This is a genomic window from Mesorhizobium prunaredense (assembly GCF_900156895.1).
GTDB classification, from domain to species: domain Bacteria; phylum Pseudomonadota; class Alphaproteobacteria; order Rhizobiales; family Rhizobiaceae; genus Mesorhizobium; species Mesorhizobium prunaredense.
This window is the reverse complement of record NZ_FTPD01000023.1, coordinates 62724-88505: the sequence shown is the minus strand read 5'-3', so window position 1 is coordinate 88505 and position 25782 is coordinate 62724. Positions and strand designations below refer to the sequence as shown.

General features: G+C 63.4%; 23 protein-coding genes and 2 pseudogenes. 14 read left to right on the top strand and 11 right to left on the bottom strand.

Going from position 1 to position 25782, the window contains the following annotated elements; translation table 11 throughout:
• Positions 1 to 240: 240 nt before the first annotated feature.
• Entirely contained in the window at positions 241 to 1056 is an 816-nt protein-coding gene (locus tag BQ8794_RS18090) for an oxidoreductase (protein WP_077379906.1), read from the top strand.
• A gap of 96 nt (positions 1057 to 1152) precedes the next feature.
• Here the strand turns inward: BQ8794_RS18090 and BQ8794_RS18085 are convergent, their stop codons facing one another.
• Positions 1153 to 2085, bottom strand: a complete 933-nt coding sequence (locus BQ8794_RS18085) for a LysR substrate-binding domain-containing protein (RefSeq protein ID WP_077380393.1) — start codon at positions 2083 to 2085, stop codon at positions 1153 to 1155.
• A gap of 86 nt (positions 2086 to 2171) precedes the next feature.
• On the opposite strand from BQ8794_RS18085, the gene BQ8794_RS18080 reads away from it, so the two are divergent.
• From BQ8794_RS18080 to BQ8794_RS18060, 5 genes are all read left to right on the top strand, one after another.
• Entirely contained in the window at positions 2172 to 3044 is an 873-nt protein-coding gene (locus BQ8794_RS18080; RefSeq protein WP_077379904.1) for an NmrA family NAD(P)-binding protein, read from the top strand.
• A 190-nt stretch (positions 3045 to 3234) separates the two neighbouring features.
• Positions 3235 to 4095 (top strand): alpha/beta fold hydrolase, encoded by an 861-nt coding sequence (locus tag BQ8794_RS18075; RefSeq protein ID WP_210189844.1) that lies wholly within the window; start codon positions 3235 to 3237, stop codon positions 4093 to 4095.
• A complete protein-coding gene (locus tag BQ8794_RS18070) occupies positions 4092 to 4955 on the top strand; it encodes an alpha/beta fold hydrolase (protein WP_077379902.1) in 864 nt (287 codons plus the stop codon). The genes BQ8794_RS18075 and BQ8794_RS18070 overlap by 4 nt, the downstream gene beginning before the upstream one ends.
• A 400-nt stretch (positions 4956 to 5355) precedes the next feature.
• Positions 5356 to 8772, top strand: a complete 3417-nt coding sequence (locus tag BQ8794_RS18065) for an adenylate/guanylate cyclase domain-containing protein (RefSeq protein WP_077379900.1) — start codon at positions 5356 to 5358, stop codon at positions 8770 to 8772.
• A gap of 29 nt (positions 8773 to 8801) precedes the next feature.
• Positions 8802 to 9188 (top strand): YybH family protein, encoded by a 387-nt coding sequence (locus tag BQ8794_RS18060; RefSeq protein WP_167378781.1) that lies wholly within the window; start codon positions 8802 to 8804, stop codon positions 9186 to 9188.
• A 221-nt stretch (positions 9189 to 9409) separates the two neighbouring features.
• On the opposite strand, the gene BQ8794_RS18055 is transcribed toward BQ8794_RS18060, so the two are convergent.
• Complete coding sequence (locus BQ8794_RS18055; RefSeq protein ID WP_077379896.1) at positions 9410 to 10720, bottom strand: hemolysin family protein; 1311 nt, start codon at positions 10718 to 10720, stop codon at positions 9410 to 9412.
• A gap of 76 nt (positions 10721 to 10796) precedes the next feature.
• A complete protein-coding gene (locus BQ8794_RS18050; RefSeq protein WP_077379894.1) occupies positions 10797 to 11711 on the bottom strand; it encodes a LysR family transcriptional regulator in 915 nt (304 codons plus the stop codon).
• Positions 11712 to 11841: 130 nt separating this feature from the next.
• Here BQ8794_RS18050 and BQ8794_RS18045 point away from each other — a divergent pair, with 130 nt between their 5' ends.
• Positions 11842 to 12867 carry a zinc-dependent alcohol dehydrogenase family protein gene (locus BQ8794_RS18045; protein ID WP_077379892.1) on the top strand — a complete coding sequence of 342 codons (1026 nt, stop codon included), beginning with the start codon at positions 11842 to 11844 and terminating at the stop codon, positions 12865 to 12867.
• Positions 12868 to 12911: 44 nt separating this feature from the next.
• Here the strand turns inward: BQ8794_RS18045 and BQ8794_RS18040 are convergent.
• The 4 genes and pseudogenes from BQ8794_RS18040 to BQ8794_RS18025 all read right to left on the bottom strand — a co-directional run bounded on the left by BQ8794_RS18040 (position 12912) and on the right by BQ8794_RS18025 (position 16204).
• Positions 12912 to 13618 (bottom strand): annotated as a pseudogene (locus BQ8794_RS18040) (LssY C-terminal domain-containing protein).
• Positions 13619 to 13707: 89 nt separating this feature from the next.
• A complete protein-coding gene (locus tag BQ8794_RS18035; RefSeq protein ID WP_077379890.1) occupies positions 13708 to 14523 on the bottom strand; it encodes an extensin-like domain-containing protein in 816 nt (271 codons plus the stop codon).
• 195 nt (positions 14524 to 14718) lie between these two features.
• A complete protein-coding gene (locus tag BQ8794_RS18030) occupies positions 14719 to 15702 on the bottom strand; it encodes an extensin-like domain-containing protein (protein ID WP_077379888.1) in 984 nt (327 codons plus the stop codon).
• Positions 15703 to 15778: 76 nt separating this feature from the next.
• Positions 15779 to 16204 (bottom strand): DUF3775 domain-containing protein, encoded by a 426-nt coding sequence (locus BQ8794_RS18025; protein ID WP_077379886.1) that lies wholly within the window; start codon positions 16202 to 16204, stop codon positions 15779 to 15781.
• Positions 16205 to 16400: 196 nt separating this feature from the next.
• On the opposite strand from BQ8794_RS18025, the gene BQ8794_RS18020 reads away from it, so the two are divergent.
• On the top strand, positions 16401 to 16955 hold the full coding sequence (locus BQ8794_RS18020) for a tetratricopeptide repeat protein (protein ID WP_077379884.1): 555 nt from the start codon (positions 16401 to 16403) through the stop codon (positions 16953 to 16955).
• Positions 16956 to 17238: 283 nt separating this feature from the next.
• Positions 17239 to 17712, top strand: coding sequence for a transcription elongation factor GreA (gene greA / locus BQ8794_RS18015; protein WP_023799806.1), 474 nt, complete (start codon positions 17239 to 17241; stop codon positions 17710 to 17712).
• A gap of 240 nt (positions 17713 to 17952) precedes the next feature.
• Here greA and waaC read toward each other — a convergent pair whose 3' ends face one another.
• Genes waaC through rfaD form a run of 3 tightly spaced genes read right to left on the bottom strand, consistent with a single transcriptional unit; the run spans position 17953 to position 20854 of the window.
• Positions 17953 to 18927 carry a lipopolysaccharide heptosyltransferase I gene (gene waaC / locus BQ8794_RS18010; RefSeq protein WP_077379882.1) on the bottom strand — a complete coding sequence of 325 codons (975 nt, stop codon included), beginning with the start codon at positions 18925 to 18927 and terminating at the stop codon, positions 17953 to 17955.
• Complete coding sequence (gene waaF, locus BQ8794_RS18005) at positions 18924 to 19931, bottom strand: lipopolysaccharide heptosyltransferase II (protein ID WP_077379880.1); 1008 nt, start codon at positions 19929 to 19931, stop codon at positions 18924 to 18926. Before waaF ends, waaC begins: the two co-directional genes overlap by 4 nt.
• On the bottom strand, positions 19904 to 20854 hold the full coding sequence (gene rfaD / locus BQ8794_RS18000) for an ADP-glyceromanno-heptose 6-epimerase (protein ID WP_077379878.1): 951 nt from the start codon (positions 20852 to 20854) through the stop codon (positions 19904 to 19906). The genes waaF and rfaD overlap by 28 nt, the downstream gene beginning before the upstream one ends.
• Positions 20855 to 20944: 90 nt before the next feature.
• Between rfaD and BQ8794_RS36595 the strand changes: the two are divergent.
• The 4 genes and pseudogenes from BQ8794_RS36595 to BQ8794_RS17985 form a co-directional block, all read left to right on the top strand.
• Positions 20945 to 21031, top strand: a pseudogene (locus BQ8794_RS36595) (LysE family translocator); the annotation flags it as partial.
• Positions 21032 to 21187: 156 nt separating this feature from the next.
• Positions 21188 to 22678 carry a D-glycero-beta-D-manno-heptose-7-phosphate kinase gene (gene rfaE1, locus BQ8794_RS17995; RefSeq protein WP_077380392.1) on the top strand — a complete coding sequence of 497 codons (1491 nt, stop codon included), beginning with the start codon at positions 21188 to 21190 and terminating at the stop codon, positions 22676 to 22678.
• A gap of 7 nt (positions 22679 to 22685) precedes the next feature.
• Complete coding sequence (locus BQ8794_RS17990; protein WP_077379877.1) at positions 22686 to 23258, top strand: D-sedoheptulose-7-phosphate isomerase; 573 nt, start codon at positions 22686 to 22688, stop codon at positions 23256 to 23258.
• Entirely contained in the window at positions 23251 to 23916 is a 666-nt protein-coding gene (locus tag BQ8794_RS17985) for a D-glycero-alpha-D-manno-heptose-1,7-bisphosphate 7-phosphatase (protein WP_077379875.1), read from the top strand. The genes BQ8794_RS17990 and BQ8794_RS17985 overlap by 8 nt, the downstream gene beginning before the upstream one ends.
• On the opposite strand, the gene BQ8794_RS17980 is transcribed toward BQ8794_RS17985, so the two are convergent.
• Positions 23913 to 24398, bottom strand: coding sequence for an Lrp/AsnC family transcriptional regulator (locus BQ8794_RS17980; protein ID WP_077379873.1), 486 nt, complete (start codon positions 24396 to 24398; stop codon positions 23913 to 23915). The two genes, BQ8794_RS17985 and BQ8794_RS17980, sit on opposite strands and share 4 nt — an antisense overlap.
• Before the next feature lie 405 nt (positions 24399 to 24803).
• Between BQ8794_RS17980 and trxB the strand changes: the two genes are divergently transcribed.
• Positions 24804 to 25778 carry a thioredoxin-disulfide reductase gene (gene trxB, locus BQ8794_RS17975; RefSeq protein WP_077379871.1) on the top strand — a complete coding sequence of 325 codons (975 nt, stop codon included), beginning with the start codon at positions 24804 to 24806 and terminating at the stop codon, positions 25776 to 25778.
• The last annotated feature ends 4 nt before the right edge of the window (positions 25779 to 25782 follow it).

The window sequence follows — 25782 nt, the reverse complement described above, 5'->3', positions numbered from 1 at the left end:
CCTCTACGACAAAGCTACCCCTGGCAGACAGCCCGCGCCCGACACGTCAGGACACCACTTCGTCCTGACGCAGTTGGGGTCAGCAACGCCCATGATCCGGCCGCGCGACGCGTTCTTTCGGCCCTTTTTGTAGCGCGTGACTGCCATTCCTTTTCGGCATTGCATTATGATTGTAATATGTTATTATGATCATAATTCAACCGGCGAGAAAAGTCTGGCCCTCACAATTTGGAGCACGAAATGAATGCGAATTCCGGAAAGACCGCTGTTGTGACCGGAGCGTCCTCGGGCATCGGCCACGCCAGCGCCGAGGCGCTTTCGCGGGCAGGATTCACCGTGTTCGGGACAAGTCGCCGCCCTGTCAGCAACGGCCCGGACGGGGTGATCATGCTGGTTTGCGACGTGACCGATGGCGCTTCTGTCGGCGCCCTCGTTTCGACCGTGCTGGCGCAGACCGGGCGGATCGACCTCCTGGTCAACAATGCCGGCGTCGGTTTGCTTGGCGGTGCCGAGGAATCCTCGGTCGCACAGGTGCAGGCCCTGTTCGACGTCAACCTGTTCGGCGTCATCCGCATGATCAACGCGGTGTTGCCGTCGATGCGGCAGCGCGGCGAAGGGCGCATCATCAATATCGGCTCGATTCTGGGATTGGTGCCTGCGCCATACTCAGCTCATTACTCTGCGGTCAAGCACGCGCTTGAGGGCTATTCGGAATCGCTCGACCATGAGGTTCGCGCTTTCGATATTCGCGTCTCGGTCATCGAGCCGGCATTCGTGCGTACCGTCTTCGACCAGAACGGAATCGAGCCGGATTCGGTGTTGCAGGAATATGATCGGGCGCGCGCCGGGTTGAAGGCGCTGCTGGGCGATGTGATGCCCAAAGCCGATGCGCCGGAAATGGTGGCGGATGTGGTGGTCAAGGCGGCGACTGATGCCCGCCCGCGGCGGCGCTATACCGCCGGCAAGGCAGCGCGCCAGGTCAGCATTCTGCGCCGGTTTGCCCCCGCAGAGATGTTTGACAAGAGCTTGCGCAAACAGTTCCGCCTGCCGGTCTGAACCGCAGGCCGGGCAGCAGTGCTCCACCGTCATATCCGCTGCAATCGAACGCGGAGCGGCTCCAGGCGTTGTGCTCCAGAGAGCCGCTTTGCGGCCTCAATTTCCAACGTCAATCGCCGATGACATGTCCGCCGCCGCCGTGACAATGGCACGTCTCAACCATATGTGCCTGGGCGCGTCCTGCTGGCGCGCGTGCCAGACAAGGCTCATCGTGAAGCTGCCAAGGTCGAGGGGCGGCGGCAACGATACGAAGCGCTTCATGTTGGCGGCCGCTCGCGCCAGGCTCGAAGGCAGGGTCATGACGAGGTCGGAGCGAGCGGCGATCTCGACCGCCGCGAAGAAGTTCGGCACGCGCAGCTTCACCCGCCGCGTTCGCCCGATGCGGGCAAGCACCTCGTCGACAGGCGCAGGCCCGACGCCGGTGACGCTCACCACGATATGCTCAAGCTCCAGGAAACGCTCGAGCGTCAGCTTTCGGGCGAGAGCTGGGTGCTCCGCGCGCATCAGCGTCACGAGCTTCTCGTCATAGAGACCGCGCCGGCGGATGCCGGCCGGGGCTTCGTCGACCAGCGCCACCATCGCATCCGCGATACCCTGCTCCAGCGCTTCGACCGCGTCCGTGCCCGGCGCGACGATATCCAGATCGAGGGACGGCGCCTCGCGTCCAAGGCGGGCGAGCAGATGCGGCGCGAGCACGGCGGCCTGGAGATCGGGCATCAGCAGCCGGATCCGGCCGGTGGCCGTGGCGGGATCGAACGCGTTCGCCTCCACCATCTCTCTCACACCCGCCAAGATGCCGCGCAGCACGGGGCGCACCTCTTCCGCACGGGTGCTGAGGACATAGCCGCCCGGTCCATCGACCAGCAGCGCGTCCGAAAACAGCGCGCGCAATCGGCCGAGCGCTCGACTCGCGGCGGGCTGGCTCATGCCGAGTCGGCTTGCGGCACGGGTGACGTTCTTCTCGTCCAGCAGCGCTTCGAGCGCCACCAGCAGGTTCAGGTCGATCCGGCGTAAATCCACTTCGCGCATGATGGCTATATACGCCATGCATTGGACGCATGGAAAGCCTGCGCCTATTGTTCTCCCGTCAAGCGAGCTGAGGAGGAGAAGAAGTGATGTATGTCGTGCTTGGAGCAAACGGACGGGCCGGCGGCGAGGTCGCGCGCGCCCTGATCGAAAGCGGCGAGGCCGTGCGCGTCGTCCTGCGTCGCAAGGAACAAAGTGAGGAATGGACCGCCCTCGGCGCCGAAGTGGCGATCGCGAGCGTCGAGGATGCCGGCGCCATGGCCGATGCACTGACGGGCGCGCGGGCAGCGTTCCTGCTCAACCCGCCGCCGGTGAGCGGTGATCCCTATCAGCGCACGGAAGAAATCGGCGCCGCGATTGCCGATGCGGCACGGCGTGCAGGTCTGCCAAAGGCCGTCGTCCTGTCGTCCATCGGAGCGCAGCATGCCTCCGGCACCGGCGTCATCGCCACCCTCAACCGGTTCGAGGCGCTGCTCGACGGCGTGGCACCGGCCACCGCTTTCCTGCGGTCGGGGTATTTTGTCGAAACCTGGAGCGAGGTGGCGCAACCGGTCCTGTCGCAAAGCATATTGCCGAGCTTTATCGAGCCGTCGCAGAAAATCCCGATGGTGAGCACGATCGATGTCGGGCGCGCGGCAGCGACCGTGCTGCGCGAGGAATGGACCGGCAAGCGGATCGTGGAGCTGGGCGGACCGGAAGACTGGAGCGCCAACGATGTGGCATCGGCCTTCGCAGAAGTTCTCGGCCGGCCGGTAACGGCTGTGCTTGTTGCGCCGGAGGAGCGTGCCGCACTGCTTGCCGAGGAAGGCGTGCCGGGCGAGGTGGCAGATGCGCTGCTCGGTATGTATGAGGGAATCGCCAACGGCCTGTTCACGCGCCAGGACAGCAGCGAGCACCGGCGCGGCACGATCGCTCTGGCGACGGCGATAGAGCGCGTTGTCGCAACACCAGCCGGCCGCTGATCCTCGGCCGAGTAGCGAATCCGAAACAGGAGCCGCACTACCCCCCGCGTCTCGCCGGCCAACGCTGTCGGCGAGATGCGGAACTCGCGCCACCGGTTTGGACTTAACTCCAATTCCGGACGGCAAAAAGGGAATCCTGACATGAGACTGCCTGCCCCACGCCAAATGCGTCTCTCCGGCGGAACCGAGCTTGCGTACGTCACTGCGGGCGATCCAACCCCGCTTTGCTCCTGCTGCATGGGTTTCCCAGCTCCGCACGGGCATTCCGCGATGTCATTCCAGGTCTGGCGGGCGCAGCCTATGTCATCGCGCCCGACCTCCCGGCCATGGCCAGTCCGACGTCCCGCCGACACCCTCCTTCGCCGCGATCAGCGAGGCGATTTCCGAATTGCTGACCCACCTCGCGATCGGGCGCCGCTTCATCCACATTCATGACTGGGGCGCCGCAGTGGGTCTGCAGATCGCCACGCAAGCGCCCGAGCTGGTTTCTGGTCTCATCATCCAGAACGCAAACGCGCATCGAACCGGCTTCGGTCCCGTTTGGGACGCCGTGTTGAAATTCTGGTCAGAACCGACAAAGGAGAACGAAGCGGCCGCGACCCCTGACCTGACCCTCGAATTCACGCGCGAGCAATATACCGGCGGCCTGCCAGAGGATGTCGCCGCAACGATCAGGGGCGAACCCTGGGTCGAGGACTGGAGGGTGATGAATCTTCCCGGCCGCATGGAGACCCACCGCGCGCTTATCGGCGACTACAAAAGCCATGCCGCGCGTTTCGATACGATCGCCGCCTATTTGAAGAGATGGCAACCGCCGGCGCTCATGCTGTGGGGCCGTCACGACTCCTATTTCGATATCGCCGAAACGCTGTCCTGGATGCAGGATCTGCCGCGTATGGAAGCGCATATTCTCGACGGCGGGCATTTCCTGCTCGAGACGCACGCCGAACCAGCCCTCTCCCTGATGATCGAGTTCATCAAGGAAACACAGGAGATGCACCCTGATCGGCGCCCCGGCCATCCCGGACCAGTGCGAGGAGCGCAGGCATGACATCCCCCACGCAACAGCGGCTGCGCCTGTCCGGCGGGACCGAGCTTTCCTTCATCACCGCGGGAGATGCGTCCAATCCCGCGCTGCTGCTCCTGCACGGCTTCCCGAGCTCGTCGCGCACCTTCCAGGGCATCATTCCCGGCCTTGCGCGTGTCGCCTTCGTCATCGCCCCCGACTTGCCTGGCTACGGCCAATCGGCGCCGTTGCCCGCGCCCTCGTTCCAAGCGTTCAGCGGCACAATCAAAGAGCTCCTAACTCATCTCGGGATCGATCGGCGCTTCATCTACCTGCACGATTGGGGCGCGCCTGTAGGTCTCCAGGTCGCTATGCAATCCCCCGACCTCGTCTCAGGCCTCATCATTCAGAGCGCCAACGCACACCGCACAGGGTTCGGACCGCAATGGCAAGCCACGTTCGAGTTCTGGTCAAACCCGACGGAAGAGAACGAAAGGGAGGCTACCGCGTTTTTGACCTTGGAAGGCACCCGCGAGCAATATTTGGGCGGCTTGCCGGAGGATATCGCCGCCCGGATCAATGGCGAACCCTGGATCGAGGACTGGCGGGTGATGAACCAGCCTGGCGGCATGGACACGCAACGCGCGCTCCTCGCCGACTACGCCAACCATGCCGCTCGCTTCAGTCTCATCGCCGACTATATCGAAACGCGGCAACCGCCGGCGCTGATGCTGTGGGGCCGCCACGACCCGTTCTTCGATATCGCCGAAACACTGTCGTGGATGAAAGACCTGCCACGTATGGAAGCGCACATCTTCGACGGCGGTCACTTCCTGCTCGAAACCCACGCCGAGGCGGCAGCCGCGTTGATGACTTGCTTCATTGAGCGAACGCAGCGACCTTGAGCACCGCTCGCGGCAATATGAAGCGCGCTGTGCTACGCTCGCGGCCCGACCCGCCATGACCTTATCCGGCGGCAGCATTCCTGGGCTCCCTAAACCGCCCCGCTATGCTCGCAGATGCCCCCGTGCCGTCGCCAGCGCCCCACTTCGAGGAGACCGATGCTGGCGAGCGCGTAGAGGAGCCGCGACGGACGGTTAGGCTCGACTTTGAGCGCGGCCCCAAGGCTGTCAGCAGTCACCGTTGCCATCGAGCCGGGTGAGGTCCAGCCCGGCGCGGAGCGCTAAGGCGGAGGGCACCGCTGCGAGAGGCACGTGCACGTCGCGCCGGCGTCGTGGATGCACGAAGGAGCGTGTTATCGCAATGTCAGTGTGATAAACTCGTGCCCCGCCGAAGGAGGCGTCGATGGCCGTGACGGGCCAAATGAATATTGCAGTTTGGCTCAAGAACTTGGGCCTGGAGCAATATGTTCCGGTTTTCGACGACAACGCAATCGATGCCGAAATCCTGCCCCGCCTCACCGCCGAAGACCTGAAAGAAATCGGGGTTGGCGCGCTTGGCCACCGCAAGCGAATACTTGAGGCGATTGCCGCGATGGAAGGCCAGCCGGAGGTAGTGTCGGCCAAGCCGGCTTCTGCCTCGCCGATGTCGGCTTCGGTTGAGCGGTTCGGCGAACCTGGTCGCCCCCGGGAGGCGGAACGGCGGCAACTGACGGTCATGTTTGTGGATCTCGTCGGTTCTACGGCGCTCGCCAGACGACTTGACCCCGAGGAGATGCGCGACCTCCTGAGGCAGTTCCAGAATACCACGGCTGGCGAAGTCCTTCGCTTCGAGGGGCACGTCGCGAAGCTCATGGGCGACGGTGCGTTGGCCTATTTCGGTTGGCCGCAGGCGCACGAAGACGAAGCCGAACGCGCCGTCCGTGCGGCGCTTGCGGTAGTGAACGCTGTCAACGGTCTGTCCGTCAAGGGCGGCCAGCAACTCTCAGTTCGTGTCGGGATCGCGACCGGGGTGGTGGTCGTAGGTGACCTCATTGGCATCGGGTCAGCGCAGGAGAACGCGGTCGTGGGAGAGACTCCCAATCTTGCCGCGCGGCTCCAGGCCATCGCCGAGCCGGGAACGGTAGTCATCTCTGAGCTTACCTATCGACTGATCGGAAACCTGTTCGAGGTGACCAGCATTCGGCCGCAGATGCTGGCAGGGTTCGACACGCCCGTCAGCGCATTCAAAGTGATTGGAGAGGGCCGCGCAGAGAGTCGGTTCGAAGCACTTCATGCAGACGAATCTGCGCCGCTTGCCGGGCGCGAACACGATGTCGCCTTGCTGCTCGACCGGTGGCGGCTCGCGGCGTCCGGTGAAGGACAGGTAGTCGAGCTGTTCGGCGAGGCTGGCATTGGCAAGTCCCGTATTCTGCAAGAGCTGCGGGAGCACTTGAAAGACGAGGCACACACGCGACTGCGGTACTACTGCTCCCCCTATCACGTAGAAACCGCCCTTTATCCTGTCACGGATCAGTTACTCCGAGCCGGGGACATAAGGCGGACCGACCCGCCCGACCGTCAGCTTGACTGTCTCGAGCAACTTCTCGCCGGTTCGACCAAGTACCCAAACGAGGCAATACCGCTGATCGCCGCATTGCTGTCCATCCCGACTGAGGGGCGCTATCCCAAGGTCGATCTTATGGCGCAAAAACAGAAGACGCGCACGTTCGAGTTGCTGATCGAGCAACTAGAGGCTCTTGCCCGCAGCCAACCAGTGCTGATGCTGCTTGAGGACGCGCATTTTCTAGATCCGACCTCGGCCGAGCTATTCGACCAAATCGCAGGCCGAATTCAGCAACTACCTGTACTGCTGATTGCAACTTCGCGACCGGAAGGCGCAGTCCGCTGGAGTGGTCTCCCGCACGCGACATTTTTGACGCTCAATCGGCTCAGCCGCGCCCAGGCAGCCTCTATCATTGCGGCGATGACAGGGGGCAAGCAGTTGCCGGCCGAAGTGCTGGACCAGATTCTGTCCAAGACCGAGGGCGTTCCGCTATTTGTCGAAGAACTGACCAAGGTCGTCCTTGAATCAGGCCTGCTTCAAATGCGCGATGGAGAGCTGGTTCTGGCTGGCCCGCTACCTCCGCTGGCGGTTCCAGCGACGCTCCACGACTCGCTGATGGCCCGCCTCGACCGTTTGGATTCTATCAGGGACGTGGCGCAGGTCGCAGCAGTGATCGGGCGCGAGTTCACGCACGAGCTGCTTGCCGCAGCCACGGGTCTTCCTGAATTGGAACTTGAGCGCGCAACGAATCAGTTAGTCACGTCGGGCCTTGTTTTCCGCCGTGGCAGTGACAGTCAAGCGAGCTATGCCTTCAAACATGCACTTGTGCAGGATGCGGCGTACAGCAGTCTGCTGCACAGCCGCCGTCAGCAGCTGCATGCTCGGATCGCCTTAATTCTCGAGGAGCGCTTCCCCGAAATCGTAGCCACGGAACCCGAATTGCTTGCTCACCACTTTGGTCAGGCGGGCCTTTTGGAGAAGGCTGTCGAGTACAATGAACTGGCCGGGCGCCGAGCGCTTTCGCGCTCGGTCCTGACGGAGGCGCTCGCCCGATTCGACAACGCCCTGAGCGGGCTTTCGGCGCTACCCCCGTCCGAAGAGCGTTCGCGCCGGGAACTTTCAATTCAGCTGGCGCTTGGCAGCACGCATGTTGCGGCACATGGCTTCGCCGCACCTCCAACAGCGGAGGCCTATGGTCGGGCGCGCGAACTCTGTGAAGAGTTGGGCGAGACGCGTCAGCTCTTTCCGGTGCTTTACGGCCTATCCCTTTACCACATCTATGCTGCCGAATTTACTGAGGCACGGAGCGTCGCGGATCGCCTGCTTGAATTGGCGGAAGCGGACAACGATAGCGGGCTCTCCTTTTTTGCTCATCGGGCAGCCGGCGTCAGTGCGTTTCCTGCCGGCGAGTTCACCCGCGCCCGGATCCATCTGGAGGAGGCGCTTGCCCTTTACGACCCCCGAGCGCACAGATCGCCGGCGTTTGTTTACGCCTTCGATCCACGGGTCGTGTGCCTAGTCTATCTCGCTCGCACATTGCTGCCGCTCGGGTTTCCCGATCAGGCTCTACAGGCAAACGACGAAGCGGTTGCTGAAGCGCATGCTGTGGATCATCGCAACAGCCTCGCGCTGCCGCTATTCTTCGGCGGGGTTATCCGCCAGATCATTGGCGATCACGAGGGCGTCCAGGAACAGTGTTCAGAATTGACCCGCATCGCCAGCGAAGCCGGATTCCGCTTGTGGCTCGCCGGCGCCACAATCTTGAGCGCCTGGGCGATCGCCGATGCGGGCGATTTCGATCGTGGCCGCCTGGAACTCCAACGAGGTCTCACTGAGTGGCGCGCGACTGGCGCAGAATTCATGGTTCCTTATTTCATCGCCCTTCAGGCGCAAATCGAGGTCAGAGCCGGCGATCACGATGCTGCACTCCTTCTGCTCGAAGCAGCGCAAGCAGGGATTGAGCGCACTAAAGAGCGTTGGTTTGCGGCCGAGATACTGCGTCTGCAGGGGGAGGTACTGCTGCAACTTGGGGAGGACAAAACCGGAGATTCGAGGGACCGCCTGTTGGACGCACTGGCGACGGCCCGGGCTCAGGGAGCGCGTTTCTGGGAACTGCGTGCTGCACTGAGCCTCGTGCGAGCCGACTGTCCCGCGCCTGGCGCGCGCGAGCGGCTCGCACTGATTTATTCCGGGTTTACTGAGGGCCTGACGTTGCCTGACCTGCAAGCAGCACAGACGCTCGCAACAATGAATGAAGGCCTTCGGGCCGCGAATTGATTGGGAAGGCGATAAACAAGGTGGACGCCATGACACAATCAACTGAGAATATCAGCGACGAAATTCAGCGAGCAAATGATGGCTGGAATTCGGCCTTCAACAGCGGCAATGCTGACGCAGTAGCTGCACTATACACACAAGACGCGGTCGTGTTGCCATCCACTCACGCAGTCGTCAGGGGAACGAGTGCAATCAAAGACTTCTGGAATGGATTGATCTCGGCTGGAGTGAAGGATCATCGCATCGAGATGATCGATGCGCAGGCTGTCGGCGACATTGCCTATGCAACAGGGAAATGGTCGGCCAACGCTTTGGGCGAAGGCGGTAAAACGCAGCGTTATGAGGGAACTATCGTCACGATCTTCAGACGCCAAGGCGATGGATCTTGGAGGGCCTGCCTCCACACTTGGAACTGAGGCTGCGCCGTCGCTCATCAGGCATCCGGACCTTCGCGGTTCAGCGGCCGCGGCGGGTTTTTGGTCCCGTTTCGGTGACGTCCGCTTCCAAGATGCCATTCCGTCTCGGGACGGCCGCTCAGGGTCAAAGACGAAGCCGCTCGCGCGCCATTGCCGCGCGAGCGGCTTCGTCCCAGGGTCAAAGTGGACCTCGACAACGGAGCGGCACATTGTGTTGACTGCTACCGCGCGATTTCGCGATGGCCGCCGGGCAGGCGCGTGGCGATGAGCTTGTCGATGCGGCGGCCGTCGAGGTCGACGACTTCGAAGCGCCAGCCCTGCGCATCGACGCATTCGCCGGTCGTCGGCAGATGGTGCAGATGCGCCAGCACGTAACCGGCGACGGTCTCGTAGTCGCGGTTCTCGGGCAGGTCGATGCCGAGAACGTCCGCCATCTCGTCGGCCTGCATGTAGCCGGCGAGCAGCCATGAGCCGTCCTCGCGTTTGACGGCGTTTTCCTCGTCGCCGGCGTCGAGGTCCGCCCTGAAGACGCCTGTGATCGCTTCCAGTATGTCAGCCGGGGTGACGATGCCTTCGAAATGTCCGTATTCGTCATGGACCAGCGCCATCGGCACGTTGGATTCCTTGAGCGTCGAAAGGACATCCAGCGCGTCGGCCTGGTCATGGACGATTGGAGCGGTGCGCACGTGCCGGCGCGGGTCGAGCGCGCGACCGCCGAGCATCGCGGCCAGCACGTCACGGGTCTGGACGACGCCGATCATGGCGTCGACGCTGCCATCGCCGGCTGGCAGGCGCGAATGCTGGGTCTCCATCAAGAGCTTGCGGGTCGCCGCGTCGTCGGACTGCAGGTTGATCCAGTCGACCTCGGTGCGCGGCGTCATCACCGCGCGGACGGCGCGGTCGCCGAGCCGCATGACGCCGGCGATCATGCGCCGCTCGTCGGATTCGATGGTGCCGTGATGCTCGGCCTCGGCGACCAGCATCTTGATCTCCTCGTCGGTGACCTTCTCCTCGCTTTCACCGCGTTGGCCAAGCAGCCACAGCATGGCGCGGCCGGAAATGTCGAGCAGGAAGACCAGCGGCGCCGAGACGGTGGCGAGGATGGTCATCGCCGGAGCAACCCTGGCGGCGACGCGTTCGGGATCGCGCAGCGCGATCTGCTTGGGCACCAGTTCGCCGATGATCAGCGAGAAGTAGGTGATCAGGGCGACGACGATGCCGACGCCGATCGGGTCGGCAAGGCTCTCGCGGATGCCGGTCGATGCCAGGAACACGGACAGTCGCTCGCCAAGCGTGGCGCCGGAAAAGGCGCCGGACAAAACACCGACCAGGGTGATGCCGATCTGCACCGACGACAGGAACTTGCCTGGATTGGAGCCGAGCGCCAAGGCGCGTCCGGCGCCGGTGACGTTGCGGTCGATCATCGCCTTGAGGCGGGCCGGCCGTGACGAGACGATGGCAAGCTCGGACATTGCCAAAAGGCCGTTCACGCAGATGAGGACGACCACGATGGCGATTTCAGCGTAAAGCATGCGCGGTCAATAGCATTGCGGCGCCGTCTTCGAAAATAGACGGCCGTCATTTTTCATGCCGGCGGGCGCAACCATCTCATGCGGCATCCCATGGCGGCGACGAAAAATGCTCGATCAGGGCGTCGACGACAACGCGGACTTTTGGCGTCAGGCTGCGCGTCACCGGCCAGATGGCGTGCACGACGATGTCTTCGACGAGACAGTCCGACAGGACCGTCTCGAGTTCGCCGCTCTTGAGGCTGTCGGCCACCAGCCAAGTCGGCAGAAAGACGATGCCACAGCCGGCAAGGGCTGCATCCAGCATCGGTTCGCCGTGACCGAGGACAAGCCGCGGCCTTGGCACGAATTTTCCAACATGGCCGTCGGCATGTCTTACGGTCCAGGGCCGGACAATGCCGTCGCGGCCATAGCCGATCACGCTGTGGCTGGCGAGGTCCTCGATCGATCGCGGCCTGCCGTGTTTTTCGAGATAGCAGGGGGCCGCGCAGACCGCCGAATGCTGGGCGTAGATGCGGCGCGCAGCCAGCGACAGACTGTCGTCGAGGTCGCCCATGCGGACCGCCAGATCGATGCCTTCCTCGATCAGGTCGACGCGCCGGTCATTGAAGGAGATTTCGATCGTCAGGTCCGGAAACTGTCTGGAAATATCGAAGAGCACGGGTGCAACGCATCTGCGGCCGAAGGCCAGCGGCACGTCAACGCGTAGCCGGCCGGAAGGCACCAGCCGACGTGCGGCGAGCAAAGACTGGGCGGTTTCGATTTCGGACAGCGCCCTGACGCAGGCTTCGTAGTAACCCAAGCCTTCGCTGGTCGGGCTCAGGCTGCGGGTTGTGCGATTGAGCAGGCGGACACCCAATCGCTGCTCCAGTTGCGCGACCGCCTTGCCGACCGCCGACTTGGTCACATGCAGCCGCTGGCCGGCGCCGGTGAAGCTGCCGGCCTCGACCGTCTGTACGAATGCGAGAACGCCTTGCAGGCTGGCCGATTCCATGAGCTTCCCCTTAATTGTAGAATACAAGTCCTCAATTTGTTTCCTAATATGCCGTATGGAAGCGCTTTTATCTATAGTCAAATCGCCTAGATGTCTCGCGTGGCCACCAACAACGGAGCGCGGACCGAAAATGAGACCTGAAATCAACAAATCCTGGCAGATGACCGGTTTCGGCCTGTCAAGGCTGGAGCCGGCTGAAGGAACGATTCCCGAGTCGGGACCACGCGACCTTCTGGTGCGGATCAAAGCCGTTGCGCTGAACTACAAGGACAGGATGATCGTCGACGGCGTGCTGATCCCGGACCTTGCGTTTCCTTTCGTGCCGACATCCGACGCCGTCGGCGAAGTGGTGGCCATCGGAGGCGAGGTCAGCCGCTTCCGCGTCGGGCAGCGTGTGCTTGGCCAGGTGATCGCCGATTGGCCGGACGGCGACGCACCGCCTGTTTTGCACAAGCATACGCTTGGGTCGTCGCTGCCCGGCACGTTGTCCGATTATGTGCTTTTCCACGAAGATGCCGCCGTGGCGGCGCCGCCTTCTCTCAGCGACGCCGAGGCCTCGACGCTGCCGATCGCGGCGTTGACGGCGTGGTTCGCCCTGGTCGAGGCGACAAGACCGATCCCGGGCGAGACCGTGCTCATCCAGGGCACTGGCGGCGTGTCGCTGTTTGCGCTGCAGTTTGCGGCCGCCTTCGGGCTGCGCGCCATCGTCACGTCAAGCAGCGACGAGAAGCTTGAGCGCGCAAGAAAACTCGGCGCCTGGCAGGTGATCAACTATCGCACGCAGCCGGCATGGGACGAAGTTGCACGCGACCTGACCGATGGCGCAGGCATCAGGCATGTGCTGGAGATGGTCGGCGGCGATAATGCGCGGCGCTCGCTCAATGCATTGGGCGCCGACGGCCGGCTGTCGGTCATCGGCCTTCTGGGCGGCATGGAGCTCAGCTTTCCGATCATCCCGTTCCTGCAAAACCGGATTGTCGTGCAGGGCATCTCGATCGGTCACCGCCGCGCCTTCGAGCGGATGAACGAGGCGATCGAGACGCTTGCGATCAAGCCGGTGATCGACAAGGTCTATGGTTTCAACGAGGTGCCGCAGGCTTTCGAACATCTGGAGAGTGGACCGTTCGGCAAGATCGTGATCGCCGGGTCCCGATAGCAGGCGGAAGACTCGAGGCGGAAGGCCGGCCGTTGGTCCTGCGCCTACGGCAGTTGCCGCAGCACGCCCACCACCGCCTTGCCGTCGGTGAAATAGGGATCGCCACCGCCATTGCGCCCGGACTTTGTCGCACCGATGCCTGGGATTTCGCTCGTCGAGATCAGCATGCCTGCGGCAGACAGGTCGCGGATCAGCAAGTCGCGCTCGGCGTCGATGTCGGGACCGATATGGTGTGTGACCTGGCCGGTGTCGTGGCTGAGGCCGACGCCGCGATCGAAGCTTGCCGCACCCAGCCAGAGCGGCCGGCCATCGTCTCCGGTCGCATCGGTCTGCCAGAAGCGGACATGATGACGCCGGTCGGCACTGTCGCCGACCGGCTTCTCGAAGGCAGATCCTGTGCACGGCCTTCGAACAGCAGCCGGCTGACCGGCGCGTCGGGATAGGGCCGATCGAACAGCACGCTTTCGCCGATCTCGACCGCGGTCTCCAGCGTGAGGGCGTCGGCCGTGTCCCATCCGGCGATTGCGAAGGCGTGGACCAGCTCTTTTTTGGTGCCGACGAGGCCGACATTGATCGGATCGCCCGCGATGCCTTGCGGCGTGTGCGTCACCATCTCGAAGCGCTGCGTGCGGAAGTTGCGGTCGCGCAGGGTCCAGAATTCCGGCGCGGCCAAATAGGCGAGCATGAGATAGCCGGCACAGAACGCCACCAGCCAGGTCGTTGCGCGTCGTCGAAGGCTTCGTCGGCTCACGAGACACCACCCGAGCGATATGACATCACCTTATGTGGCGTCATTCTACGCGGCGGCGCAGACCTTGGGCAGTGGGCACGCGCTCGGGTTCAGCGGCAGGCGCGGTAGCCGTTCCTGCGGTTCTTGATGTCGAAATGGAAATGGTTGCGGTGGTCGTAATTGTAGCCGGGGCCGAGCACGGTGGTGAAATACTGGCAGCCGTCGGCGCGCACAGTGTTGAGGAAGCCGCGGGTGCGGAAGGCGAACAGGCCGGGCCTGCGCACGTCGATCTCCTTGCCATTGCCGAGCTCGATGCTCATGACGTCGAGCGCGTTGCCCTTGCCGTGCTCCGACAGCGTGCCTTCGCCGGCGATCCTGCGGCAGGAATAGCTCGAGCCCTGGCGAATGGTCCTGACGCCGGAGAAATAACGCCAGCGGGCGGACGGGACCAGTTCATTCCTGGCCCAGCCGGCGAAGGTGGCGGCCATGTCGCAGGTCAGCGTCGCGGCCGGCTTCATCCCGATGCTGCCGATGGCCGAGATCTTGACCGGGTAGTCGATGCCGCACTGGCCTTCGCGGATCGGCGCAAGGTCGGTGTAGACGACGCCCAGGCGCTTCAAATCCTTGCGGCACTCGACCTCGCTGGCCGGCATCTGTTCGGTCGGCGCCATCGGCTCGTCCATGCGCGGATAGGCGGCGGTCATGTAAGGGTTGGACGGGACGAGGCGCTGCATTCCAGCGTATTTCTGGCCGGCGTACTCTGGGACAGCTGATGTCTGGCTGCCGACATCGACGGCCGGTTCCAGCGAAAGCACGCTGCCGGTGGTGCAGGCCGAGATCGCTGCGATGGCAAGCCCGCCGGCAATCATGCGCGCGCGTCTCACTTGCCGCACGGCGACAGACGCGGCGCGAAATATCCCGGCCATTGGCAGGTTCCCAGTCCCCGAGCCGATCAGGCTCTATGTCATCGTTTGATCATTGATCTTTCTCCGAAAACCGGATCCCACTTTTCGGGGTCATGATCAGATGAAACGGAGCTTACCCGCCAACAGTAAAGGAAAAATCAGCGGCTGCGTTTACGGCTGCGGCCAAATTGCGGCGCGCGTCGGTGCGGAACCATATCACTGGCAGAAGGTGCCGCCGTTGCGGCGCGGTGCAAGATCGAGATGGAGATGCAGCGAATGATCGGCATCGCTGCCCGGGCCAAGCACGGTCTTGAACGGTCCGCAGGCTGCCTTGCGTATTGCGTTCAGGAATTTCGCGTCCTTTTCCGGCGGCGCCGGGCCGATGCCGATCCTCCTGCCGTCCGAAAGCGTGAAGCTGGCGATGTCGAGCGCGTTGCCGAAGGCGTGCTCCGACAATTTCCCGCCGCCATTGCGGTGTCGGCAGACGAAGGCGGATGCCTGGTCGACCGACTTGAGTTCGGCGCCGAGCTCGGCCTTGGCCGCCGGCTGAACGATATCGATAGCGAAGCGCGCGGCGGCCTCGGCCATCTGGCAGTTCAACTCGATTTCGGGGTTGATATCCAATGACTTGCCCAGCGTCTTCAGTGCGATCGGATAGGGGATAGAGCAGCCGACCGCCGCATCGTGCTCGGCTTTGCGTTCCTCGAAGTCGACGCCCATCGACTTCAGCCGCCTGCGGCAGGCCAGTTCCTCGTCCGGCATTTTCTCCTGCGGCACAGCGGCCGAGCGCGGGTCGGGAGGGATTTCTTTCTTCGGCGCTTGCGCCGGCTTCTCCGGTGGTTTTGGCGCGGCGGCCGGTGGTTCTGCCTCGGCGGGCTTTTCGGCCGGCGTCGGAGCGACTGCCGGCGGCTCCGGCCGGGCTTCCTGATGCTGGTCCGACTTCTGCTGGTCCATTTTGTCGGTCGCGGGTTGATCAGGCTTTGGCGCATCCCCAGGGCGCGGCTCGGGGATCGGCACGTCGGCAGGTGCGGCTTCTTGCGCTGATTGCGACTGATTGAGCTCCGGGACGGGCACGGTATCAGGCAATTCCGGAGCTTGGGCCAAGGCCGCTCCTGCGGACAGCATCGCCGCCGCCAAAGATAGCGCCAATCTGATCAATCCGGCCAATCTGATCGATGTGGAAGGAGTCAGCGCCGCCATTCGCCCTTAACGGCGGGCGAATGCGGAAGTTGCCCTGAACGAGGGCTTTGGCCGATCACAAACGGTAACCGCGGTGTTACGCACCGATCGCTTCCAGCCCTTCCTCCAGCCAGTCGGCCAACAGCGGCATGCCGAGCAGATATTTCGCCGTGCGCTTGTTGGCGCGCTCGCGCGCGGCCGTCAGCGCGTCCGCCCATTCCGAGGCGTCATAGTCCCCGCGTCCAACCCAGGCGAGGGCGACGAGTTCGGCCGCCTCGTCGACATTGAGGTCGTTGATCAGCTCGCGCAGCTCTTCTTCGGTGAGGTCTTCGGAACGTTCCTCGACGAGACCGTCATGATGATGGTTGTCTTGCGCCTCGCCATCGAGTTCTACCTCGTGCTCGGCGCCATCGGCATAGTCTTCGTTGACGGCGGCGCTCAACGCCTTCGCCTTGAGGATGAACAGGCGCACCGTGTCGGGACCGATCGAAAGCTCCCATTCTTTTTCAAGGCGCCGCTGCACTGGCCGTCTCCGTATACTCCGTTGGCGTTTGCTGGATGATAGCGGATTTGCAGCGCTCGTCACGTTTTGTTCGCGCTTCTATTTTCCGACTGGCGCGGGTCGTTAAAAAAGCTTTCAGTGGGCGGGACTTTTTTCCGGGATGAAACGGCTTTTGCCCGGCGTTAGTCTTGCATTGTCATGCTTCAAGGAGGGTTCGATGCGCAGACGATTGCTGATCCAGGTTCTGGCGGTTGCCGCCCTGCCGCTGTTTGCTGTTCCGGCGTTTGCGGCCGGTGAAGGTGGAGGCGGCGGCGGCGCCGGCAGCGATGGTGGCGGCCAGACGACGCAGTGCAAGAAAGGCAAGGTCTGGGACAAGAAGCTGAAGAAATGCGTTGCACCCAAGCAAGGCATGCTGGACGACGACAATATCTATGAAGCCGGCCGCGCGCTGGCGATGGCCCGACGTTATGACGAGGCGATCGTCGTGCTCAGCCTGGCTGCGGACAAGAAAGACCCTCGCATCCTCAACTACCTCGGCTACTCGCACCGCCATTCCGGACGCGTCGCCGTCGGTCTCGGCTATTATGAGGAAGCGCTGCGCATCGATCCTGATTACACGCTGGTACGTGAATATCTCGGCGAGGCGCATCTGCAGATCGGCGATCTCGCCGGCGCCCGGGAACAGCTCCGCGAGATCGAGAAGCGCACCGGCAAGGGATCTCGTGAATACGGCATGCTGTCCGAGCAGATAGACCGTTTCATGAAGAGCTGATTCGAAGCCCGAACACGCCTCACACCGGCTGTGAGCAATCGCAGCCGGTTTTTATTGCCGCTCGCCCGGCCAGCCGGGCTGCCATGACGGCATTTCCGCAAATGGCGGGCGAATTTTTCAAAACCGATTTTTTGGCGTGAAAAACCCGCGAAGATTGCTATATTGAGGGAAATAGCGGTGACACGGTTCCGTTAGCCCGAGGCTGCCGGACCGTTTTCTTTTTGTACCCATTGACAAGGTCGCTCCCGGAATGCGGGGGCGGCGGCAGGAAAGGTCAGGCATGATGAACAAGGTCCCGATGACAGGCGAGGGGTTCGCGTCATTGAAGGAAGAACTGCGCTGGCGCCAGCAGGAAGAGCGGCCGCGCATCATCGAAGCGATCTCCGAAGCGCGCTCGCACGGCGATCTCTCTGAAAACGCGGAATACCACGCGGCGAAAGAGGCGCAGAGTCTCAATGAAGGCCGCGTCAACGAGCTCGAGGATTTTATCGCCCGCGCCGAAGTGATCGACATCACCAAGCTCAGCGGCGAAAAGGTCAAGTTCGGCGCGACCGTGGTGCTGGTCGACGAGGACACGGAAGAGAAGAAGACCTACCAGATCGTCGGCGACCAGGAGGCGGACGTGAAGTCCGGCCGCATCTCGATCTCCTCACCGATCGCGCGGGCGCTGATCGGCAAGGAAGTCGGCGATGCCATCGAGGTCAACGCGCCAGGCGGCGCGCGGGGCTATGAGATCGTCCAGGTGCAGTTCATTTAGGACCTTTTGATAATTCTACTCTGGCGGCCGACTAGCGCGGTTTTCTGCGCTTCCTACAGCGCCGCGCGTCTTTTGGACGCGCAAAGGACGCTGTAGGTCTTTTGATTTGCGCATGATCCTTTCCGAAAATCGATTCCGATTTTCGGGGTCATGCGCGAAGCTCACGTACTTTAGGTACGCTCCGCTCCGGTTCTCGAAAACCACGCTATTCGACTCGCCAGAGCGAATTCTGAAAAGGTCCTATGTCGCGGCCTGCGATTTGAGCGCAAGCAGCCTCTCTGCCTCCACCACCACCTCCTCCGGCGAGATGCGGCTGCCGGGCGCGGCCAGCAGCGTTGACGAGAACGGCCCGCGCGGGCCGGTCAGGCCGGGTTCGGTCGCCACAAACACCGCGACGGTCGGCAGGCCGAAGGCACTGGCGAGGTGGGTAAGGCCGGTATCGGCGCCGATGATCAGCACCGACCGGCCGATGATCGCGGCGATCTCGGCAAGCGGTGATTTCGGCACCAGCGCGGTCTGTGGAACGGCTTGGGCGATCGCCTCGGCAACCGCCTTTTCCCTGTCGTTCGACCAGGTGGTGACCGGCGTCATTCCTCTTTCCACGAGAAGCCGGGCAGTCTCGATCCAGTTGCCGACCGGCCATTTCTTGTCCTCGCGGCTGGTGCCGTGCAGCAGGAAGGCGGTTTTTCCGCCGACAAAAGTCGAACCGACGGCCGGCGGCACGATGCCGGACTCGAGCCCGGAAAAATCCGGTTCATAGCCGAGCGCCAGCCCGAACAGCCGCCTTGTGCGTTCGATGGCGTGCAGGTCGCGCGGCACTGCATAGTGGCGGTCGTAGAACAAGGTCGCCGAAGGCTCGCGAGCGCTCGACCGGTCGAAGCCGGCGATCGGCGCCGCGGCCTGTTTCGCCACCACGGCCGACTTCAGCAATCCTTGCGCATCGATGACGAGATCGTAGCGGCAATCCCGCAAGGCGCGGCGCAACCCCGCTGCCTCGCGCCATGTGCCGCGGCCAAGCGGGCTTGTGCGCCAGCGCCGGATTGCCACGGTGTGGATGGTTGCGATCGCCGGATGCAGCGCCACGATGCCGGCAAAGGCCTCTTCCACACACCAGTCGAACGACACGTCCGGCCGGTTGCGGCGCGCATCCTCGACGGCAGGAAAGCTGTGGATGACGTCACCCATCGAAGATGTCTTGACGATGAGCACCCTCATGCGGCGGCCGGCATTTCCAGCAGCCGTTCCGCCGCCGCCGCGACCTGTGCCACCTCAAGCGTGTTCAGGCAGTTGAGGTGGCCGAGCGGGCAGATTTTCCGGTGGCAGGGCGAACAGGACAGGCCGAGCCAGACCAGTTCGCGCTGCTCGGCGAGCGGCGGCGTATTGTGCGGCGAGGTCGATCCGTATACGGCTACGATCGGCGTGCCGACCGCGGCCGCAACATGCATCAGCCCACTGTCGTTCGACACCGCAAGCCTGGCCGCGGCGATCAGGTCGATGGCGTCCTCCAGCCGCGTCTGGCCGGCGAGGTCGACAGCGCCCGGTGCAAGCGTGGCGATTTCCGCCGTTACGTCGGCGTCGTTCTTCGACCCGAACAGCGCGACCGCAAAACCTTTGGCCATCAAATCGCGGGCAACGCCGGCATAGCGTTCGCTCGGCCAGCGTTTGGCGGGGCCGAACTCGGCGCCGGGCATCAGCGCGACGAATTTTTTCGCCTCCAGCCCGAAGCGGCCCAGCAATGCCGCCTGGTTTTTCGTGTTGACGGCGAGCTTGGGAGTACGGAACGTGCCGCCTTGCGCGAGGCCGAAATAAGCCTGCGCCGTGCGCCGTTTCACATCGTCGGGCAAGGGAACGATATCGGTCAGCAGCCCGTAGCGCATTTCCTTGAGGTAGCCGACACGGCGCGGAATGCGGGCAAAGAACGGGACCAGCGCCGACTTCCAGCTTCCAGGCATGACATAGGCGATGTCGTAGTGGCCGCGCAGCAGGCGGCCGAAGCGCCTTCGCATGCGGAATTCCAGCGCTCCGGATTTCAGCGGCAGATCGACCTGCTGGCGTATTTCGGGCATCCGCTTGACCAGTGGCGCCGCCCATGCCGGCGCCAGCACGTCGATCGCCGCGTCCGGGTGAAGCTGTCTCAGCGCTGAGAACAGGCACTGCGCCATCACCATGTCGCCCACCCAGCGTGGGCCGATCACGAGGATCGTTGGGCTTTCAGCCATTCGACATAGTCTCTGACGCCGGTTTCCACTGTGCGAAACTGACCATTGTAACCGGCGGCGCGCAACCGGGACATATCAGCTTGCGTAAAACTCTGGTAGCTGCCCTTCAGGTGATCGGGGAAGTCGATGAACTCGATCTCGCCTTTGCCGAGCGTGCCGATCACCGTTTCGGCTATGGCGCGGAACGGCTGGGCAAGGCCGGTGCCGCAGTTGAAGATGCCGCTTGAGCCGCGTTTCCACAACCACAGATTGATATCGGCAACGTCGCCGACATGGATGAAGTCGCGGCTCTGCTCGCCAGGTCCAAAACCGTCATAGGCGCCGAACAGCTTTGGGTTGTGGCCTTGCTCGACCTGGTTGAACAGATGGTAGGCGACCGAGGCCATGGCGCCCTTGTGCGCCTCGCGCGGCCCATAGACGTTGAAGTAGCGCAGACCGGCCACCGGCGAATGATCGGTATCGAAGACGGTGCGGCGGACATAGTCGTCGAACAGCTTCTTTGAATAGGCATAGACATTGAGCGGGCGCTCGCAGTCCGGCTCCTCGCGAAACTCGGCGCCGCCGCCATAGACGGAAGCCGAGGAGGCATAGAGGAATGGCAGCCGCAGCGCCAGGCAGGCATGCAGCAGGCGCTTCGAATAGGCGTAGTTCACCTCCATCATGAACTTGCCGTTCCAGTCGGTGGTGGTCGAGCAGGCGCCCTGGTGGAAGACGGCCTCGATGCGGCCGAGGTCCCCGGCCTCCATCCGCGGCAGGAAATCGTCCTTGTCGAGATAATCGGCGATCTGCAGGTCGGCGAGATTGGCGATCTTGTGGCCGTCGGTCAGGTCGTCGACGACGAGAATGTCGCTAATCCCTTCGGCATTGAGCGCGGCGACTATGTTTGAGCCGATCATGCCGGCGCCGCCCGTGACGATGATCATGAAAGCCTCTGGTATCTTGTGCCGATTCCGGCCCTTATAGGGGAGGCGTGCGGGGCTGTCGATAAAGCAGGTCGCAATCCGGCGGTTGGGCGAGCGTCAAACGACGCGCAACGCCTGATGCGGCGTGCGGGCGGCGCGGTGCTCGTCGGATTGGGTATTCATGTGGCTTTGCAGAAAGTTGATCCGCCAACCGGCGTTGGCTGTGGTCCGTTCCGAGCCTGCCGTTGCGTTGAGCCGAATTGCGGTATATCGGCTTCGCCATGAACGACCAGCCCTGCCAGTCCAGCGTTTTCACAGCATCGGGACCGGCTCTCATTGCACGTCGAAGATGACATGAGCGAGCAATACCTGCCTTCTCCCGAACCGCTTCACCGCGCCATCTCGCGGTTCGGCAACGTCACCGTGCTGGTGGTCGGCGACTTCATCCTCGACCGTTTCGTCAACGGCGTCATCGAGCGGATTTCGCCTGAAGCGCCCATTCCGGTGCTGCGCGGGCGTGGCGAAACCTCGGCGATGGGTGGCGCCGGCAATGTCGTCGCCAACATCGTCTCGCTCGGCGCTGCCGCGATACCGGTTTCGGTGATCGGCGCCGATCCGGCCGGCGACAATCTCATGCGCATGCTCGCCGAGCTTGGCGTCGACACTGGCGGTCTCGCGCAGGACGCCAACCGGATGACCTCGTCGAAAAGCCGCTTCAGCGCGCTCAACCAGCAGGTGCTGCGTTTCGACGAAGAGGAAATCAAGCCGCTGCGCGACGCTGAGCGGGCAACGCTGGTCCGGCATTTCCGCACCGCGCTCGCGCAAGCCGACATCGTTATCCTGTCCGACTACGGCAAGGGCATATTGCTCGACGGCGTCGCCGGCGAGCTGATCTCGATCTGCCGTGAGGCGGGCAAGCCGGTGCTGGTCGATCCCAAGGGCCGCGACTATGCTTGCTATTGCGGGGCGACGGCGATCACGCCCAATCGCAAGGAACTTGGCGAGGCGGTCGGACGCGCGGTGTTTGCCGATGACGAGATCGTGGCCGCGGCGCGTGAGTTGATCTCGGCACATGGCTTCGATTTCGTCGTCGCGACGCGTAGCGAAAAAGGCATGAGCGTCGTCGACGCGGACGATGCCCGCCACATTGCCACGCAGGCGCGGGAGGTGTTCGACGTTTCCGGCGCCGGCGACACTGTCATCGCTACGTTTGCGTTGGCCCTGGCTGCGGGCGCCGACCGCGTCATTGCCGCGGCCATCGCCAATGCGGCCGGTGGCGTGGTGGTGGGAAAGCGCGGCACCGCACGGCTGACGGTCGAAGAACTCACCGGCGCGCTGTTTCGCTCGCATGGACCGATTGCCCACAAGGATGCAATCCTCGATGCTGCTGCCGCCGCACGGCTGGTGGCGACGTGGAAGGACGAAGGCCTGAGCGTCGGTTTCACCAATGGCTGCTTCGATATCCTTCATGCCGGCCATGTCAGCCTTTTGCATGCGGCGCGCAGCCAGTGCGACCGGCTGGTTCTCGGCCTCAACAGCGATGCCTCGGTGCGCCGGCTGAAAGGGCCGGGACGCCCGGTCAACGACGAGCATGATCGCGCCTGCGTGCTGGCCGCGCTTGCCTCGGTCGATGCCGTCGTCGTCTTCGAGGAAGACACGCCGCTCGCGCTGATCGAGGCGCTGAAGCCAGACATACTGGTCAAGGGCGCCGACTACACGATCGATCAGGTGGTCGGCGCCGAAATCGTCCAAAAGGCGGGCGGCCGCGTCGTGCTGGTCGATCTCGTCGCCGGCAAGAGCACCACCGGCACCATCGGCAAGTTGCGCGCCGGCAGCACAAACTGAGGTTTTCATGTCCGAACTGAACGACTACCTGGCCCGCTCGGCGGCCGCGATCACTGCGATGGTCGAGCGCGACCTCACTGGCGAGATGGAGCGGGCGGTTACCGCCGTCGTCGCCGCACTTTCGCAGGGCAAGGCGCTGCTGATCTGCGGCAATGGCGGCTCGGCCAGCGACGCCATTCACATCGCCGGCGAACTGGTCGGCCGCTTCCTTAAGGAGCGCAAGGCCTACAACGTCATCGCGCTGCCGGCCAATGCGGCGGTGCTGACCGCCTGGGGCAATGATTACGGCTTCGACACGGTGTTTTCACGCCAGGTCGAGGCGCATGGCGCCGCGGGGGCTGTGCTGCTCGCCATCTCGACCAGCGGCAACTCGGCCAGCATCCTCGCCGCCGCCGAACAGGCGCGCGTGATGGACATGACGGTGATCAGCCTGACCGGCGACAGCGGCGGCAAGCTCAAGCCGCTCTCCGACATCCTGCTCAACGTGCCCTCGACCTCGACGCCGATCATCCAGCAGGGGCATCTGTGCCTCTATCATCATCTGTGCGAAATGGTCGAAGCGCGCCTCTGTGATGGCTGACACCGGCCCGGTCGTGAGGTCCGATCACTACCCGCTCGAAGCGCCGGGCCTGTGGGTCGAGTGGATCGGTAGCCCGGTTTTTCCAGCTGGCACGCCGGCGTTGTTCCTCGACCGCGACGGCACCATCAATGTCGATAGCGGCTATCCCAGCGATCCGGCTGACATCGTGCTGCGGCCGCAGATGCTGCCGGTGATCCGAACGGCCAACATGGCCGGCCTGCCGGCGATCGTGGTCTCCAACCAGTCAGGCATAGCCCGCGGCTATTTCGGCTGGCCGGAGTTCGCCGCGGTCAATGCCCGGCTGCTGGCGCTTCTCGAAGCGCAGAATTGCCGGATCGATCTGGTGCTCGCCTGCGCCTACCATTCGAGCGGGACGGGCGAACTGGCAGCAGGTGATCATCCAATGCGCAAGCCCAATCCGGGCATGCTTCTGCGCGCCCGCGATCTGCTGGGCGTGGATATCAGCCGATCGATCATCGTCGGCGACAAGGCCGATGACATGGAAGCCGGGCGGCGAGCCGGGCTAGGCGAGGGCTGGCTGGTGAACGGCAGGTCCAATCGGACTTCCGGCGAACGTATGTTCAGGACGCGCAAGCTGACGACCGATAACGATCACAGCAAACTCTGCGACGCCGTCGCCGAGCTCGGCCGGGATTAAGGTCTCGCTTCGCTGAAAGCCACCAGGCCCTCGTCCTTGACGCGACGGATGGTCAGTGCCGTCCGCACCGTGTCGACATTCGGCGCCGAGGCCAGTTCCTCGATGACGAAGGTCTGAAAGGCGCCGAGGTCGCTCGCCACGCAATGCAGCAAAAAGTCGGATTCGCCCGACACCATCCAGGCGTCGCGAACGATCGGCCAGCCGCGGGTGCGTTCGGCGAAGGTTTTCAGCTCCGCGTCGGCCTGGTGATGCAGGCCGATGAGGCAAAAGGCGACGACATCCAGGCCGAGCGCCGGCGCATTGAGCAAGGCGCGATAGCCGCGGATGATGCCGGTCTCTTCCAGCCGCCTGACGCGACGCAGGCATGGCGGCGCCGAAATGCCGACACGGCCGGACAGCTCGACATTGGTCATCCGCCCGTCGTGCTGAAGCTCGCGCAGGATCTTCCAGTCGATGGCATCGAGATCGGCTTTGAGCGGCATGGATACCTTTGGCGCTTCACGCAAGAATCTTTCGTAATTTTGTAATTAAACCACGTCGGTGTCCATTCCATCCCTTCAGAGACCGTTTGGAAACTCTACTCTGGCGGCCATCTGATGGCATTTTCTGCGCTTCCGGTGCTCACGGACCCAATGTCCGCTGCGCGCCGGTTCTCGAAACCACCACCATATGACTCGCCAGAGCGAATTTCGAAACAGTCTCTAAGTCGGTGATTTTGGCACAGCCACCGCGCCAAGATGTTCATGGATCGTCTGTTTGTGCGGAAGCTTTCCGGGGACGAAGGCCAGGTCGTCTTGCTGGCGTCGTCCGCAACACCTAGATTAGGGCCGAAATCGATCCCTGTGCCGGACGCTTCATTCGCGTCCGGTTGTTGTGAAAGCCCTGATATGACGTCCAAGCACGCACCCGTTCTCATCATCGGCTCCGGTCCCGCCGGCTATACGGCGGCAATCTACGCCGCCCGCGCCATGCTGAAGCCGATGCTGGTCGCCGGCCTGCAACAGGGCGGCCAGTTGATGATCACCACCGATGTCGAAAACTATCCGGGCTTCGCCGATCCGATCCAGGGTCCGTGGCTGATGGAGCAAATGCTGAAACAGGCCGAGCATGTCGGTACCGACGTCATCAACGACATCATCACCGAGGTCGACCTCAACGTGCGGCCGTTCCGTGCCAAGGGCGATTCCAGTACCACCTATACCGCCGACGCGCTGATCATCGCCACCGGTGCGCAGGCGAAATGGCTGGGCATCCCGAGCGAACAGACCTTCATGGGCTTCGGCGTATCGGCCTGCGCCACCTGCGACGGCTTCTTCTATCGCGGCAAGGATGTCGCGGTGATCGGCGGCGGCAATTCGGCGGTGGAGGAGGCGCTTTACCTTTCCAATCTGGCCAAGAGCGTGACGGTCATCCACCGGCGCAGCGACTTCCGCGCCGAGCGCATCCTCAGCGAGCGGCTGTTCAAGAAGGACAATGTCCGCGTCATCTGGGACACCGTCGTCGACGAGATCACCGGTCAGTCCGGCAAGATGCCGCTGCCGCCGTCGGTGGAAGGGCTGAAGCTGCGCAATGTTGTGACCGGCCAGGAGATGCATCTGACGGTCGACGGCGTGTTCGTCGCGATCGGCCATGCGCCGGCGGTCGAGCTGTTCGCCGGCAAGCTGAAGCAGAAGCCGAACGGCTATCTGTGGACGGCACCGGATTCGACCTGCACCGACGTGCCAGGCGTGTTCGCCGCCGGCGACGTGACCGACGACATCTACCGCCAGGCGGTGACGGCGGCGGGGCTCGGCTGCATGGCCGCGCTCGAGGCGGAAAAGTACCTCGCCGGGATCGAAGTTCACCGCGAAGCTGCGGAGTAAACAA